At 61.5% G+C, this 15,200-nt stretch carries 14 protein-coding genes and 1 pseudogene; 3 read left to right on the top strand and 12 right to left on the bottom strand.

All coding sequences use genetic code 11. The features are described 5' to 3' along the window. Positions 1-566 (bottom strand): annotated as a pseudogene (locus FF80_RS18255) (ThuA domain-containing protein); the annotation flags it as partial. Between the two features lie 245 nt (positions 567-811). Here FF80_RS18255 and FF80_RS18250 point away from each other — a divergent pair. Continuing rightward, on the top strand, positions 812-2,416 hold the full coding sequence (locus tag FF80_RS18250) for a bifunctional metallophosphatase/5'-nucleotidase (protein ID WP_035102970.1): 1,605 nt from the start codon (positions 812-814) through the stop codon (positions 2,414-2,416). A 176-nt stretch (positions 2,417-2,592) separates the two neighbouring features. Here FF80_RS18250 and FF80_RS18245 read toward each other — a convergent pair whose 3' ends face one another. The 7 genes from FF80_RS18245 to FF80_RS18215 all read right to left on the bottom strand — a co-directional run bounded on the left by FF80_RS18245 (position 2,593) and on the right by FF80_RS18215 (position 9,476). Then, a complete protein-coding gene (locus FF80_RS18245; protein WP_035102968.1) occupies positions 2,593-2,844 on the bottom strand; it encodes a GlsB/YeaQ/YmgE family stress response membrane protein in 252 nt (83 codons plus the stop codon). A 240-nt stretch (positions 2,845-3,084) separates the two neighbouring features. Further along, a complete protein-coding gene (locus FF80_RS18240; RefSeq protein ID WP_035102966.1) occupies positions 3,085-4,128 on the bottom strand; it encodes a Gfo/Idh/MocA family oxidoreductase in 1,044 nt (347 codons plus the stop codon). 179 nt (positions 4,129-4,307) lie between these two features. Beyond that, positions 4,308-5,090 (bottom strand): ThuA domain-containing protein, encoded by a 783-nt coding sequence (locus tag FF80_RS18235; protein WP_035102965.1) that lies wholly within the window; start codon positions 5,088-5,090, stop codon positions 4,308-4,310. Between the two features lie 186 nt (positions 5,091-5,276). Further along, on the bottom strand, positions 5,277-6,284 hold the full coding sequence (locus tag FF80_RS18230) for an ABC transporter ATP-binding protein (RefSeq protein ID WP_035102962.1): 1,008 nt from the start codon (positions 6,282-6,284) through the stop codon (positions 5,277-5,279). 11 nt (positions 6,285-6,295) lie between these two features. Next, positions 6,296-7,141: a carbohydrate ABC transporter permease gene (locus tag FF80_RS18225; RefSeq protein ID WP_035102960.1), complete on the bottom strand. Its 846-nt coding sequence runs from the start codon at positions 7,139-7,141 to the stop codon at positions 6,296-6,298. Then, entirely contained in the window at positions 7,141-8,121 is a 981-nt protein-coding gene (locus tag FF80_RS18220) for a sugar ABC transporter permease (protein WP_035102958.1), read from the bottom strand. Before FF80_RS18220 ends, FF80_RS18225 begins: the two co-directional genes overlap by 1 nt. A gap of 86 nt (positions 8,122-8,207) precedes the next feature. Further along, positions 8,208-9,476 carry an ABC transporter substrate-binding protein gene (locus tag FF80_RS18215; protein ID WP_035102956.1) on the bottom strand — a complete coding sequence of 423 codons (1,269 nt, stop codon included), beginning with the start codon at positions 9,474-9,476 and terminating at the stop codon, positions 8,208-8,210. Between the two features lie 29 nt (positions 9,477-9,505). Here FF80_RS18215 and FF80_RS22000 point away from each other — a divergent pair, with 29 nt between their 5' ends. Next, on the top strand, positions 9,506-9,832 hold the full coding sequence (locus FF80_RS22000) for a hypothetical protein (protein ID WP_160172858.1): 327 nt from the start codon (positions 9,506-9,508) through the stop codon (positions 9,830-9,832). A 61-nt stretch (positions 9,833-9,893) separates the two neighbouring features. Then, entirely contained in the window at positions 9,894-10,982 is a 1,089-nt protein-coding gene (locus FF80_RS18210; protein ID WP_152558428.1) for a substrate-binding domain-containing protein, read from the top strand. 25 nt (positions 10,983-11,007) lie between these two features. Here the strand turns inward: FF80_RS18210 and FF80_RS18205 are convergent, their stop codons facing one another. From FF80_RS18205 to FF80_RS18190, 4 genes are read right to left on the bottom strand one after another with little or no spacing between them, the layout of a single operon-like run. Next, positions 11,008-11,511: an N-acetyltransferase gene (locus FF80_RS18205; RefSeq protein WP_035103014.1), complete on the bottom strand. Its 504-nt coding sequence runs from the start codon at positions 11,509-11,511 to the stop codon at positions 11,008-11,010. Between the two features lie 21 nt (positions 11,512-11,532). Continuing rightward, a complete protein-coding gene (locus tag FF80_RS18200) occupies positions 11,533-12,624 on the bottom strand; it encodes a DUF1513 domain-containing protein (protein WP_035102952.1) in 1,092 nt (363 codons plus the stop codon). A gap of 2 nt (positions 12,625-12,626) precedes the next feature. Beyond that, positions 12,627-13,694 carry an imelysin family protein gene (locus tag FF80_RS18195; protein WP_035102950.1) on the bottom strand — a complete coding sequence of 356 codons (1,068 nt, stop codon included), beginning with the start codon at positions 13,692-13,694 and terminating at the stop codon, positions 12,627-12,629. Next, complete coding sequence (locus FF80_RS18190; protein WP_035102949.1) at positions 13,694-15,163, bottom strand: di-heme oxidoredictase family protein; 1,470 nt, start codon at positions 15,161-15,163, stop codon at positions 13,694-13,696. The genes FF80_RS18195 and FF80_RS18190 overlap by 1 nt, the downstream gene beginning before the upstream one ends. Positions 15,164-15,200 lie beyond the last annotated feature (37 nt).

Genomic DNA, 15,200 nt, shown 5'->3' with positions numbered 1-15,200 from the left:
CGGGGCGTGAAATCACCCCCCCGCCCGCCCCGCTGCGGGTGTTCCCCCCCGCCGGGCACCCCCCCCCCATCTAACGAGGGCGCTGTCTCGCCGGTAAAGGTCGTGGTCGCCAGCCCCTGGTGGGGGGGGTCGCAATGCTTTTAATATGCCCGGGACGTATAGGGAAAGAAACTGACCCCCGCCATGATCGGATCGTCCGGCCTGGTCACATCCACCTTGAAATCGATGATATTGCCCGGATGGGCCACCCATTGCCCGCCCACCATGAACTGATAATCCACCGCCTCGCGAAACGCGTCGCTCATCCCGCCATGATGCCCCGCCAGCCCCACCCCGCCCTCTACGGCCTTGGTCAGGTTCGCCACTTCTTCAGCGCCAATCTTGCTCATCGTATAGATCGGGATGATCAGCGACAGATCGTGGATGGACGGATCGGCAAAGGCGCTGGTTTCAGTGGCGGTGCGCACCGAATAGCCATCCTCGTGCAGCCAGCGGCGATAGATGGCCGCGCATTCCTCCGGATCATGACCTTCCCAGCCGCCATAGACAATCAAAGCACTGCGCATAGCCAATTCCCCGCAAATCAAAACGCGGCGGAGCTTATCGCAATGCGTTCTGATTGGAACCCTCGCCCGCGCCATTGGCAATGCAGTGGAAAATTGACCAAAAGGTCCACTTTCGTCCGTCATGAAGACCTGTTTAACTGGTGCCTCACCGCGGCCGGCATGGGCAGGGCTGCTGGGTTCAGCAAGACCGCCCGGGGAAGGTGGTCGCGGGGTCGCCGTCAAAAGCAATCAAAGGGATAACAGGGATGAAAAAACTACTGCTGGGCGCCACCGCGCTAACCCTCTGCGCCGGTTTTTCCGGCGCGGCCTATGCCGATTTCACGCTCAATATCTTGCATATCAATGACTTCCACTCCCGGTTCGATCCAATCACCGGCACCGATTCCAATTGCGACGCCGAAACCGACGCCGCCGGGGAATGCTTTGGCGGCATTGCGCGCCTCAAGACCATTATCGATGACACCCGCGCCAAATACGCCACCGGCAATTCGCTGCTGCTCTCGGCCGGCGACAATTTCCAGGGCTCGCTTTACTACACTACCTACAAATCCAAGGTGGTCTCGGATTTCTTCAACCAGATGGGCTTTGACGTGGTCGCCACCGGCAATCACGAATTCGACGATGGTCCCGAAGAATTCATGAAGTTCATCGAAGCGGCCGAATTCCCCATTATCGGCGGCAATTTCGACGTCAGCCGTGATGAAAACCTGCGCGGCAAGATCAAGGGCTCCTTCGTCATCGAAGTGGGCGGAGAAAAGATCGGCATTATCGGCGCCACCACCGAGGATACGCCCGATATCGCCTCGCCCGGTCCAAACGTCGAATTTGTCGATGTGATCCAGTATGTGCGCGGCGCGTCAGAAGCGCTCGATGCAGCCGGCGTCAACAAGATCATCCTGCTCAGCCACATCGGCTATACCATGGACCAGCAGGTCGCCGCTGCCCTGCCGCTGGTGGACGTGATCGTGGGCGGGCACAGCCACACCCTCCTCTCCAACACCGCAGAGGGCGCCGCCGGCCCCTACCCCACCATGGTGACCAATCCCGAGGGACTGGAAGTGCCGGTGGTGCAGGCCAACCAATACGGCAAATATCTGGGCGATATCGCCATCACTTGGGATGACAATGGCGTTGTCACCAAGGCCGAGGGCGAACCCTTCCTGATCGACGCCTCGGTCAAGGGCAATGAGGACTTCAAGGGCCAGCTTGCCGAATTGGCCGGCCCGATCGAAGAAGCCATGGGCGAAGTGATCGGCTCCGCCACCGCCCCGCTCGAAGGCGCGCGCGAAGTCTGCCGCGCCATGGAATGCTCGATGGGCAATCTGCTCGCCGATGCCATTCTTGACCGTGTCGCCGACCAGGGCGCCACCATCGCCTTCCAGAATGGCGGCGGCATCCGTGCCTCCATCGATGCCGGCGAAATCACCGTGGGCGACGTCATCACCGTGCTGCCCTTCTCCAATACCCTGGCCACCGTGCAGGTCTCGGGCGGCGACGTCATCGAAGCGCTCGAAAACGGCGTCAGCGATGTCGAAAACGGCGCCGGCCGCTTCGCCCAGGTATCAGGCCTCAAATATTCGTTCGACCTCAAACAACCCGCCGGCAGCCGTGTCAGCGACGTGCAGGTCAAGGATGGCGACGCCTGGGTGCCGATCGACGAGGAGGCCAGCTACACCGTGGTCACCAACAATTACGTCCGCGGCGGCGGCGACGGCTACGAAGCCTTCGCCAACGGCGACAACCCCTACGATTTCGGCCCCCCGCTCGAAGAAGTCGTCGCCGAATACATCGCCAAACTGGGCGGCGAATACACCCCCTATACCGATGGGCGCATCACCGAGATCAAGTAGGTTCGGTTCAGCGCAAACACGAAGGGCGCCCGCGGGCGCCCTTTTTGTTGCTTCGACCTCATCCCAACCACAGAGTCATCCCCGCGAAAGCGGGGACCTCTGTTTGCTTGGAGAGCCCGGTAAACGGAGGTTCCCGCTTTCGCGGGAATGACACTGTGGGGGTGGATGAATTACTCTCAGACCCGCCGCGCCAGCTGCCCCCAAGCCAAAAGAATAATCACCGCGCCCACAATCGCCCCGATGAAATTGGCGCCATCGCCGGGCCCGTACCAGCCCACCTGCTGCCCCAGCCAGGTGGCAAGCACCGAGCCGACAATGCCCAGCACCGTGGTAAGGATAAACCCGCTCGGCTTGCGATCCCCCGGCGTGATCCACTTGGCGATGAGCCCCGCGAAAAACCCGATGATGATGGCCCAGACAATGCTCATGACAACGCTCCATATTTGGCTAGAAGCATAAGTTGTATGAACAGGCCCCGGTTGCAAGATGGGAAGAGCATCGGCTCTCGCACCATCCTCAATCACCCACCGCATCTCCCTCGGGCCTGACCCGAGGGCCTTCCTCAATCCGGCACGAGCGGCGAGTGACCCTCGGGTCAGGCCCGAGGGAGATGCGGTGGTTTGGGAGGGGCTGCAGCAAGGCCCCTCACCTCATCGAGAACCGTTCCCTCAAACCTTATGCTCGCTCCGGTCCCGGTCGGTCATCACCGCCAGGTCCAGCACTTTCTGGATATTGGTGGCGTGGCGGAAGCTGGGCTCCAAATTTTTGCCTGTCCGCACCGCTTCCACGAACCGCATATAATTGGTCGGCACAGTATCGACCGCAACTTCCGTCCAGGTGCCGGTTTCCGCATCTGCCCCAAGGCATGTGAACAGCTTGGACCAGTCGTGCCGGTGCTGCACTTCGACCGACCCCAGTTCGCCATAGATCCGCAGCCGCAATTCGTTGAAATGCCCGGTGGCCCAGCGCGTGGCGTGGATCACCCCCAGCGCGCCGTTTTCCAGCTGCGCCGTCATGGCAAAACTGTCATTGGCGTCCAGGTCATATTCCCCGATACGGTTATTCTCGGCCTTGTCGAAGGTTTCGAGCCGGCAGAATACCTTGGAAAAATCGCTGCCCGCGCCATAGGCCGCAAAATCCAGGATATGCACGCCGATATCGCCCAGCACGCCATTGGAGCCGTGCTTTTTGCTCAGCCGCCACAGCCACTGGCTCTCGGTGCGCCAGTCGCCCCAGGCTTTGCTCACCAGCCAGCTCTGCAGATAGCTCGCCTCGAAATGCTTGACCTTGCCAACCGCGCCCGACTGCACGATTTCGCGCATTTTCTGCAATTGGCTGACATTGCGATAGGTCAGGTTGACCATGTTGATGAGGCCGAGTTTTTCGGCCGTCTCGGTCATTTCCATGGCCTTGGCATGGTCGGTCGCCAGCGGCTTTTCGCAGAACACATGCTTGCCGCCCTTGAGCGCCGCCATGGTCGTCGGGTGGTGGACGCTGTCGGGCGTCACATTGGCAATGGCGTCGAACTCGCCCCAGGCCAGCGCCGCATCGAGCGAGCCGAAGCTGCGCTCCATATTATGCGCCGCGCAGAACGCCTCGACCCGCGCCGGGTCCACGTCCACGCCCCCCGCCAGGGTCACGCCCTCGATGGCAGCAAAATGCTTGGCATGTTGATTGGCCATGCCGCCGGTACCCAGAATGAGCAACCGCATCTTCGTTATTCCTTATGCGGGCGTTCCAGACGATCCGCGTGTGTTAGATCAAGCTCGATGGTTCAGTAGACCTCATCCTGAGCCTGTCGAAGGACGAGGTCGTGGCAGGGCGCCGCGGGCCCGACCTCGTGGTTCGACAAGCTCACCATGAGGTCTCAAAACCGCAGCGCCGCTCTGACTTATTTAAAGCCTTCTTCGCGGCCATGATGCAGTTTCGGCCCGCGTTCCACGATCTTCTCGATCGCCTCATCCACCGGTGTATTCGGCGCGTCCAGCAGCTGCGGGAACTGATTGGCGTTATACGCCCAGTTGACCGCATTGCGCAGCACCAGCCCGACCGTATCGTCGTGATAGGTCGGATAGGTTTCGTGGCCGGGGCGGAAGTAGAAAATATTGCCCGCGCCACGGCGATAGGTCAGGCCCGACCGGAACACTTCCCCGCCCTGGAACCAGGAGACGAACACGGTCTCCAGCGGCTCGGGCACGCTGAAGGGCTCGCCATACATTTCTTCCATTTCGAGCTCGAAATAGGCCGGCAGGCCCTTGGCGATCGGATGGCCCGGATTGGTCACCCACAGCCGCTCGCGCTCGCCAGCCTCGCGCCAATGCAATGCGCAGGGGCTCCCCATCAGGCGCTTGAAAATCTTGGAGAAATGGCCCGAATGCAGCACGATCAGGCCCATGCCTTCCCAGACCCGCTTGGCGATGCGCTCGACGATCTCGTCCTTGACCTCGCCATGCGCCGCGTGACCCCACCACACCAGCACATCGGTATTGGCCAGCGCCTCGACACTGCAGCCATGCTCGGGCTCCTGCAAAGTCGTGGTTTTGGTCACGATATTGCTGTCGCTCGACAGCAGCTTGGCGATCTGGTTGTGCATGCCGGTGGGGTAATTGTCGGCCACGATCTTGTTCTTCTGCTCGTGGACATTTTCACCCCACACCAGGGTACGGATCGGCATTTGTAGTCTCCTCTGGAAGCAATAAAATTGGCCCATGGGCCAGGTTAATTGGCGCTGGTTCGGCTCGATCAGCAGACCTCATCGTGAGCTTGTCGAACCACGAGGGCGTGTCCCCGATCGTGCCACGACCTCGCCCTTCGACTAGCTCAGGGTGAGGTCTACTTTTGGAATGCAGCAAAAGTCTGCTCAGGCGATCGGCTTGCCCGCGCCGTCGAAGCGGTGAACCTTGTCGTCCATCGGCGAAATGTGGACGATATCGCCGCTGTGATAGGTATTGGGTCCATCAAGCCGCACCACGACCGGCTCTTCGGTGCCCATTTCCAGGTAGACATAGCTATCCGCGCCCAGGTTTTCCGTATGGATCACCGTGCCGCTCCAGATGCCATTGTCCGGCACGATGGTGATGTGCTCACCGCGAATGCCCACCGTTTCGGCCCCGAACGAAGCCGCCTTTTCCCCGGAGATGAAATTCATCTTGGGGCTGCCGATAAAGCCGGCGACGAACACCGAATTGGGCTTTTCATAAAGCTCCATCGGCGTGCCGACCTGCTCGATCACGCCATCGCGCAACACGCAGATGCGGTCGGCTAGCGTCATGGCCTCCACCTGGTCATGCGTCACATAGATCATGGTGACATTGTTCATGCTCTCATGGAGCTTGGCGATTTCGATACGGGTCGCCACGCGCAAAGCCGCGTCGAGATTCGATAGCGGCTCATCGAACAGGAACACTTTGGGGTCGCGCGTAATGGCCCGGCCAATGGCCACGCGCTGGCGCTGCCCGCCCGACAATTGCTTGGGCAACCGGTCGAGATATTGCCTTATCTGCAGCATGTCCGCGGCTTTTTCCACCCGCTGGCGGATTTCTTCCTTGCCATGGCCCTTTTCGAGCGTCAGCCCGAACGCCATGTTCTCATAGACCGTCATATGCGGATAAAGCGCATAGGACTGGAACACCATGGCGATGCCGCGCTTGGACGGCGCCAGTGCATTGACCAGCTTGCCATCAAACAGCATGTCGCCCGAAGTAATGTCCTCCAGCCCCGAAATCAGCCGCAGCAGGGTGGATTTTCCGCAACCCGAGGGGCCGACGAACACCATGAATTCCCCGGAGCGGACCTCCAGGTCCACCCCCTTGATGACTTCCACCGCGCCAAAGGCCTTGCGGATCTTGCGAAGCTCGATGCTTGCCATTGTTTTTCTCCCTAACCCTTGACGCCGCCGGCCGTCAGGCCAGACACAATCTTGCGCTGGAAGATCAACACCAGGATCACCAGCGGCACGGTAACGATGACCGAGGCGGCCATGATCAGGCCCCACGGCGTTTCATATTGCGATCCGCCCGACAGCAGCGCGATGGCCACCGGCACGGTGCGGGTATTGTTCGATGACGTAAATGTCAGCGCGAACAGGAACTCATTCCACGCCCCGATAAAGGCGAGCAGCCCCGTGGTCACCAAAGCCGGCCACATCAGCGGCAGGAAGACGCGGGTGATGATCACCCAGGGCGAGGCTCCATCGACAATGGCCGCTTCCTCGATCTCCACCGGCAGGTCCCGCATGAAGGTGGTGAGCACCCACACGGTGAAAGGCAGCGTGAAGATGGTGTAGGAGAAGATCAGCGCCCAGGGCGTATTATAGATGCCCAGCGCACGGATCACCTCGAACAGGCCGGCCAGCACCGCGATCTGCGGAAACATCGAGACGGCCAGGATCGTCATCAGCAACAGGCTCCGCCCCCGGAACCGCACGCGGCTGAGCGCAAACGAGGCCGTCACCGCCAGGAACAGCGCCAGCAGCACCGTCACCGTGGCCACGAAGACCGAATTGAGCAGGTTACGCGGGAAACTGCCGGTATTGAGCACCGCCAGGTAGTTATTCCAGCTAAACGAAGTGGGCCAATAGGTGATGCGGAACAGGTCCGTGCCCGATTTGAAGCTGGTCAGGATCGCGTAGTAGAACGGGAACACCGACACCACGACAATGAACACCACCAGCGCATAGAACAGCACCGTCTTGGTGAGGCCCCATAGATTGAGCGTGCCAACCATTAGCGGTCTCCCCCGTCGAAATTCACCTTGCCCAGCCAGATATAGAGGATGGTGAAGGCAGCGATGATCAGGAACAGCAGCGTCGATTGCGCCGAGCCATAGGCGAACTTGTCGAAGTCGAACAGGTTCTCCCGCGCCAGCACGGACATGGTCTTGGTCGCCGCGCTATTGGGCGTCAGCACATAGATCAGGTCGAAAATGCGCAGCGCATCGAGCACGCGGAAGATGATCGCCACCATCAGTGCCGGCCGCACCAGCGGCAGCGTGATCTTGAAGAACTGCTTGACCGGGTGCACGCCATCGATCTCGGCGGCTTCATAGATATCCTTGGGGATCATCTGCAACCCGGCCAGGATCAGCAGCGCCATGAACGGCGTGGTCTTCCAGATATCGACCACCAGCACCGCGGTCATTGCCGTCTCGGCGGTCGCCGTCCACGCAACCTTCTGGCTGAGCAGCCCCAGCCGCAGGCCCAGGTCGTTGAGAATGCCGAACTGGTCGTTCAGCATCCAGCTCCACATGCGGGCCGACACGATGGTGGGAATGGCCCAGGGAATGAGAATGGCCGCGCGCACCAGGCCCCGCCCGCGGAATTCGGCATTCAGCACCAGGGCGACGATCATGCCCAGCACGGTCTCCCACAGCACCGACCAGAAGGCGAAGCGCACGGTATTCCACACCGCGTTCCACCAGGCCGGATCGACCAGCAAGCCCCGATAAATGGTGCGGCCGCTATCGAGCGTGCGCCAGCTCAGATAATTGCCGATGCCGATCCATTCCGCGCCATAAAGGTCGGTCAGCGAGGCATCGGTGAATGAAAAATAGATCGAGCGAAGCAGCGGCCAGCCGGCCACCACAGCCAGCGCGATCATCATGGGCAGCAGGAACCAGCGCGCGGCGCGCACCCTCTGCTGCATCAGTTCGGATTTGATCCTGGGCCGGCCCGCACTGGCCGCGGACGCGATGGTATCGGTAGCCATCCACTATTCCTCCCGTTTCCTTTGGTCCTTGAGCGACACGGGCGGCGGGGCAAACCGCCGTCCGTGCCATGGCGCTATGGGAGGTCTTACCAGGCGTCGCCCTTGAGGTCGGACAGGTCGGCTTCGAGAACTTCCAGGTTCTCTGCGGCAGTGCCATTGCCCGATAGGGTATTGTGGACCGCGCTCCAGAACAGCGAGGACACTTCGTTATACTTGACCTTGGTGGGCGCCGACGGACGCGGCACCGCGTTCTGGAAGATTTCCTTCCAATTGGCCATGAAGGGGGAAGCCGCCAGCACGTCGGCATCGTCATAAAGCGCTTCGATCGTGGGCAGGTTGGACTGGTTGATCGCGCGTTCCTTCTGCACTTCGGCCGAACTCAGGAACAGCGCGAGCTTGATCGCCTCTTCCGGGTCCGGTGAATACTTGGAAACGGCGACATTCCAGCCGCCCAGCGTTGCCGCCGAGCCCGCGCCTTCGCCGTCACCGGCGGGGAGCGGCGCCACGTCGAACTTGCCCTTGACGGCCGAGTCATCGCCATTGCCCAGCGCATAGGCATAGGGCCAGTTGCGCATGAACACCGAATTGCCCAATTGCCAGACACCACGGCTTTCTTCTTCCTGATAGGCGAGATTGCCTTCAGGCGAGATGGTGCCGATCCAGCTTGCCGCACGATCGATAGCGGCTGCAGCCTGCGGATTATTGATCGAAATGGTGCCATCGGCTTCGACGATCTGGCCACCGCCATTGGACTTGACCCATTCGAGCGCATCGCAAGTCAGCCCTTCATAGGCATTGCCCTGGAACACGAAGCCATACATGTCGGCATTGCCAGCAGCGCGTTCGGCATCCATGATTTCCTGGGCGGTCGCCGCCATTTCATCCCAGGTCGTGGGCACCGGCTTGCTGTACTTTTCCAGCAGGTCCGTGCGGTAGAACAGGGCCGGCGCATCGGTAAAGGCCGGCAGGGCAACGAGCTTGCCGTCCACGGTCTGGGATTCGATGATCGAGGGGAAGTGCTGGTCCACGACATCCTTGGCCGCTTCGGTCAGATCGAGGAACTGATCGGCCAGCTGCGGCGCCCAGATCACGTCGGTCTGGTACACATCGATATCGGCATTGCCCGCGGCAAGCCACAGGCGGTACTGGCCGAATTGGTCGGAGGTCGAAGACGGCATCGGCACAACGGTGACGGTATTGCCGGTCTCGGCCTCGAACTTGTCGAGCTGGCTGCGCAGGAACGCCAGGCCATTGCCGGTGTCACCCGACACGATCGACAATTCGGCCGCCTGGGCCGAACCCATGACCAGCGTCACGCTCGTCAGCAGGCCAACGAGCAGTGTGTTGATTTTCATTAGTTATCCTCCCGAATGAAACCATATCCATGAGAAAGCATGCCAACTGGGCCGCGCCTGATGCGCCGCCCTGGTCCATTCCTCCTCAGAAAAGCGCCCCGCCAGTGGCTGAACCACATGATTTTTCAAAGCGCTTTGAACGAAAAACAACCAGAGGCCCGAACTTCTGTCAAGCAGCCACGCGCCAGATTCACACCGCTTTGGCAGCGCAAATAAATTTATCGCTTACTTATCAAAGAGTTGAACGCGGTGAAATATGTAATGGCCTTTTAGCACCCACCATTGCGTTGACGTACGCACCTCAATGCCCGCATTGGAAAAATGCTCTCTTGCATCAAAATTTGAAATCGCTTTGAATGCTATTGGAGGAGGATTGCAGGAACCGCTGTTCAAAGTGGTCTGCGCGCCCTAAAGCCTATGCGGCTTAAGGCCTTGTGTGGGATTTGCCCGCGCCAGGCTGTCGTATTTTTGCTCCGGGCCAGAACGCCAATGAGACTGAAAGACCTCGCCGAACATCTCGGCCTGTCGCAGACCACTGTCAGCCGCGCGCTCAATGGCTACCCCGAAGTCAACGAAGCCACGCGCCTGCGGGTCGTCGAAACCGCCAAGCGCCTGGGCTATCGCCCCAATGCCAGCGCCTTGCGGCTCGCCACCGGCCGCTCGGGCGCCATCGGCATGGTGCTGCGCGGCTCCTATGAATTCGGCCCCCATACCAGCGAATTTCTCGGCGGTATTGGCGAACGGCTAGCCGATGAGGAAATCGACATCCTCCTCACCACCGTAGAGAGCTTTGAGGATGAAGTCGCCGCCTATAGACGCGGCGCCGCCAGCCAGAAAGTGGACGCTTTCATCCTCCATTCCCCCACTCTGCACGACGAACGCGCCGAATTGCTGCTCGATCTCAAAGTGCCCTTCGTGCTGCATGGCCGCACCAATATCGGCAAGCCGGTAGCCTGGCTCGATATCGACAATACCGGCGCAATCGAACGCGCCACCAGCCACCTGCTCGATCTGGGCCATCGCCGCATTGCCTTGCTCAATGGTATCAAGGGCCGCACCTTCGCCGAGCATCGCGAAATCGGCTATCTCGCAGCCCTGTCGGCGCGCGGCGTCTCCTTCGATCCCGCCTTGATGGGCAATTCGGTATTCACCGACGAAATCGCCTTCCGCATGACCCAGGCCATGCTTGAGCTCCGCCCCCGCCCCACGGCCTTCCTCGCCGGCTCGATGATGACGGCCCTGGGCATCTTCCGCGCCATCCGCCAGGCTGGTCTTGAGCTGGGCAAGGACGTCTCCATGATCGCCCATGACGACGTCTTCCCCTATCTCAACGCCGACAACATGTACCCCTCCATGTCCACCACCCGCTCCTCCATGCGCCAGGCCGGCACCCGCATGGCCGAACTCATCCTGCAAATCCTGGCCGGCAAACCCATCGAAGACGTCCACGAACTCTGGCCGGTAGAACTGGTCCTGCGCGAAAGCTCGGGGCCAGCGCCGCAATAGGCCTATCTGGCCAGCGGCCCCAAGTTCAGTAATTACCAGCCTCAAACGAAGAAGCGAATTTCAGCGCCCCGCGCGGCGTGGGGCCAAAAAAGCGCACCCATTGCACAAGATGGGACGGTAGATCCTCATAGGTCAGCTTGCCGTCGCTCTCGAAACCAAACCGGCTGTAAATGGCCGGGTTCCCGATAAGAGCGCATCCGGCAGCGCCTCGTTCTCTGAGTGTGGCAAGTCCAGAGGCGACCAGGGCCCGCCCAATGCCGGAGCGCTGAATGCCCCGATCGACCGCAATGGGACCCAGGCCAAACCAACCATTAGCCCGACCGTCGATAGTCACCGCAGAAAACGCGACGTGTCCGACGATCCTGTCATCCAGTTGCGCAACGAGTGACAGCGACAATTGCCCGGACCTTCGCAACGCGCGGATAATCGGTGCTTCAGAGCCATCGCTGAACGGCATTGATTCAAAGGCGCTTGCCGTAAGCGCATGGATGGCGTCTTCATCTCCGGCACGTTCGGGGCGGATGATCAAATCGGGGTTCATCAGCTCTGCCTACCCCACCCGCAACACATGATTATCAAATGCAAAATCGAACTTCTGCCGGTCCCGCTCCGCCCCCGCCAGACCGACCATTTCCCCCATGCCACTGGTCGCCACAAACCCCGCCCCATCCGCTGCCAGCCCGCAGCCATTGCGCAGCGTTTCGACCAATACCGGCCGCCCGCCCTCGGCGTCAAACGCCACCAGCAGATCCCCCTCCGGTGACGACACCGCAACGCTCGCCCCATCGGCAGAAACAGCGACCGAGCCGACATAATTGCGCAGGTCACGCAGCGTATCGAGCGGCAATTCGATCAATCTGATTTCGCCGTCCATGGTCGCATAACCCACCAATTGCGGGCTCTCGCTGGGCGCTCCCTTATATTGGCAGCCGAACCATACCCGGCTGCGCGCATCGATTGCCATATGGCGGATCGAGAGCTGATGCAGCCCGCTCTCAAGCCGCAATTGGCCCACCAGATGCCCGTCCCGCCGGTCAACGAAGGCCACCGAAGGGTCCATCGTATCGAGGTTCAACTCGGCGCGGCCATAATCGGGATGCGTTTCGATGCCCCCATTGGCGATGACGAAGGTCACCCCATCGGGCATGAGCAGCATTTCATGCGGCCCCGTGCCATAAGTGGGAAATTCCCCCACCCGCTTATAGCCGTCCGTCGCGTCGTAAATGCCGATAACGCCCTTGGCCGCCTCGAAATCGCTCTCGGTGGCATAGAGCAGCCGCCCATCCAGCGAGAACACCCCGTGCCCAAAAAAGTGCCGCCCCTCGATCGAGGTCAGCGTCACCGGCGCTTCCCGCCCGGAGGGATCGAACACCAATGCAAACGTTCCCGGCTGGCGGGCAAACACCACGCCGCGCCCGGCCTCGGGACTAATCGTAGTGTCATGCCCCCGATCCGGCAGCGCGATCTGCGCGATCAGATCGCCGCGTTCCCCCAGCAGCACCGCACCATAGCCGCCCGAACTGGTTTGCACCGAGGAGGCAAAAACCAGTTCATTGCGCTCCAGCGCCAGCACTTGCCGCGGCATCAGGCTCGCCGCAAAGCCAGCGCCCGCAGCCTTGAGGAAAGCCCGCCGCTGCCACATTTTCAGTCCCCATCCAGCGAGGAAAACCCAACGCTCAGCCCCAGCGCGGCGGACAATTGCTCGCCCACCAGCGTTTGCAGCGATTGGGTGACAATGACCAGATAGGCCAGCGCCTGCGCCTGTTTGGGGTCGGCCACCGCCTCCTCCACCGGCCCGGTCACTAGGCTAATCGCCCGCCTGGCATTGGAGAATTCAAAACGGATCGAATTGTCCAAACCACTATCCGCCGCCCCGCCAATCAGCGCCACGCCGGAAACGGCAAAGAGCTTTTCCAGCCCCTCAATGTTCGCCTCTGCTATCGCCATGGTCAGCCCCGAGCGCCAGAACAAAGCCTGTTTGGGCACCGCAGCCTTCTCGCCCTGTGCGATGAACGGATTGATCCGCGTATCCCGCAGCCCTTCAGCACCATGCGAAATCAGGCTCACCAGCGCTTCGAGCGCCTCGGTCTCGGTGCGATAATCGGCGTAGGCTTCATTGGGCGCCATCAGGTGCGCCGCAATGCCATCCTCCGCATTCCAGCCCTCGGAAAGTGCATCGGCAATCCCGGAAATACTCTGCGCTACCGTCGCGCCATACTGACAGCGGAACGCACCCTCCGCTCCCGCCAAAGCCTCGGCCCCAGTGCCGAACAGCACGAATTCCAGCGCATTCAGCCCCTGCACCGCAACGCTCTTGCCCCTAAGCGTATCGAGCGCCGTGGCACTGGCATCCTCATCCGCCAAAATCGCCTGCACCTGCCGCAGCGCAATGCCCTTGCGGTCGGGCCAGAACAGCAGCCTGTCGCTGCGATTGTCCTCCATCAACGGCCCGATCCGCACGAATTCGACCCGCCCATAGGCAGTCGCGGTCTTGCCGAACCACTCCCGCGCCAGTTGCTGCGCATCCGCCGACGGCATCGCACACAAATCCGCCATGGCATCGACCAGCCCATGCGCCTCCGCGCGCAGATCGGCAAAGCCCGGCCGGATCACCTCATTGACCGCATTGGCCAGCGCCGCAGTCGTGGTCAATTTCTGCGCCATGACCGGCGCAGCACCCAGAAACAGCAGCAGAACAAGCATTAGACGCATCACAGCGACTCCAGGAAAGCGATCATGTCCGTGCGCGTGGCCGCGTCCAGATTGGCAAAGGCATCGCGCGCCGCCTGCGCCTCCCCGCCATGCCACAGGATCGCTTCGACGAGGTTCCGCGCCCGCCCATCATGGAGGAAAAACGTATGCCCCGAAACGGTCTGGGTCAGCCCGATGCCCCACAATGGCGGCGTGCGCCATTCATAGCCATCCGCCTGCCCCTCGGGCCGGTGATCGGCCAGTCCCGCGCCCATGTCATGCAGCAGGAAATCGGCATAGGGCCAGATCAGCTGGAACCGCAGCGCCGGATTGGTCGCATCGCGGCTGGTGACGAATTTGGGCGTGTGGCAACTGGCGCACCCCGCCCCATAAAACGCCGCCTTGCCCCGCAACACGGCCGGATCACCCACATTGCGCCGCAAGGGCACACCCAGCGTCTGCGAATAAAACGTCACCAGATCGAGCACCGGATCGGGCGCTTCCGACACGCCCAGCCGCGCCTGCTCCCCGGTGGGCATGGCCAGGCACTCGACCTGCCGCTCGGTGCAATCGCCATGCGGCTTGTTCACCAAAGGCGTCGAAATCCCGATATCGCCGGCAAATGCCGCTGCCGACTGGCTGCGAATAGTGGGCATCCCCGCCTTCCAGCCAAACCGCCCCAGCATCATGCTCTGGCTTTCGGGATCGATCACCCAGTTCGGCTTGCCCGAAATGCCGTTGCCATCCAGGTCAGCCGCATCAGCCAGCGCCAGGATATCGGCCGCCGGCACCTGCTCGATCAGCCCCAGCCCGATCATCGGCGGGGCCACCCGCGGCGACAGCATCACATCATCCGCCATCGGCCCATAGGCCAGGTCCGCCACCGAATAGGCCGGCTGCCGCAGCGTGATCACACTCCCATCGCCCAGCGTCACAGGCAGGTCGGTATAGTCGATCACCATCCGCCCCTCGGCCTTCAGCCCCGGCACGGCAAAGTCCTGCAGCTGCGTGCCATAAGCCGGCTCGCCCACGCCCGGCGGCACCGATAGCCGCAGGAACATCGACACCCCGCTTTCCCGGCTCGCATCGAACGGGGGATGCCCCCGCCCATCTTTCAAATGACAGCTCTGGCAGGCCCGCGCATTGAACAGCGGCCCCAGCCCGTCCGAGGCCTGGGTCGAGCTGGGCGAGCTGACCCACAATTTGCGGAACAGCGCATTGCCCAGCTTGAACTGCTCTTCCTGCTCGAAGCTCAGGCTGGCGAGGAAATGGCTGAACGCGTCCTGGTTGGCGATCTTCTTCGTCGTCCCCGCGCCCGCCTGCATGGTCTCGAAATTTTCCGGCACCGAAAAATCGACTGTGGGTGCCGTAACCCGCACGACGCGCGCCAGGTCCTCCGGGCTCAGATCGGCGCGCACGGCCTTGTCCTGCGCAAAAGCGAGACCGGTGGCAAGCAGGGCGATGAGGGCAAGGGTCAGGCGGACATGCATAGATCGGCGATCCGGTTGGCGCGCTATACCCTCATCG

The organism is Devosia sp. LC5 (assembly GCF_000735585.1).
In the GTDB taxonomy this organism is placed as follows: Bacteria; Pseudomonadota; Alphaproteobacteria; order Rhizobiales; family Devosiaceae; genus Devosia.
The sequence above is the reverse complement of the archived record's forward strand: the minus strand, read 5'-3'. Positions and strand labels throughout refer to the sequence as shown.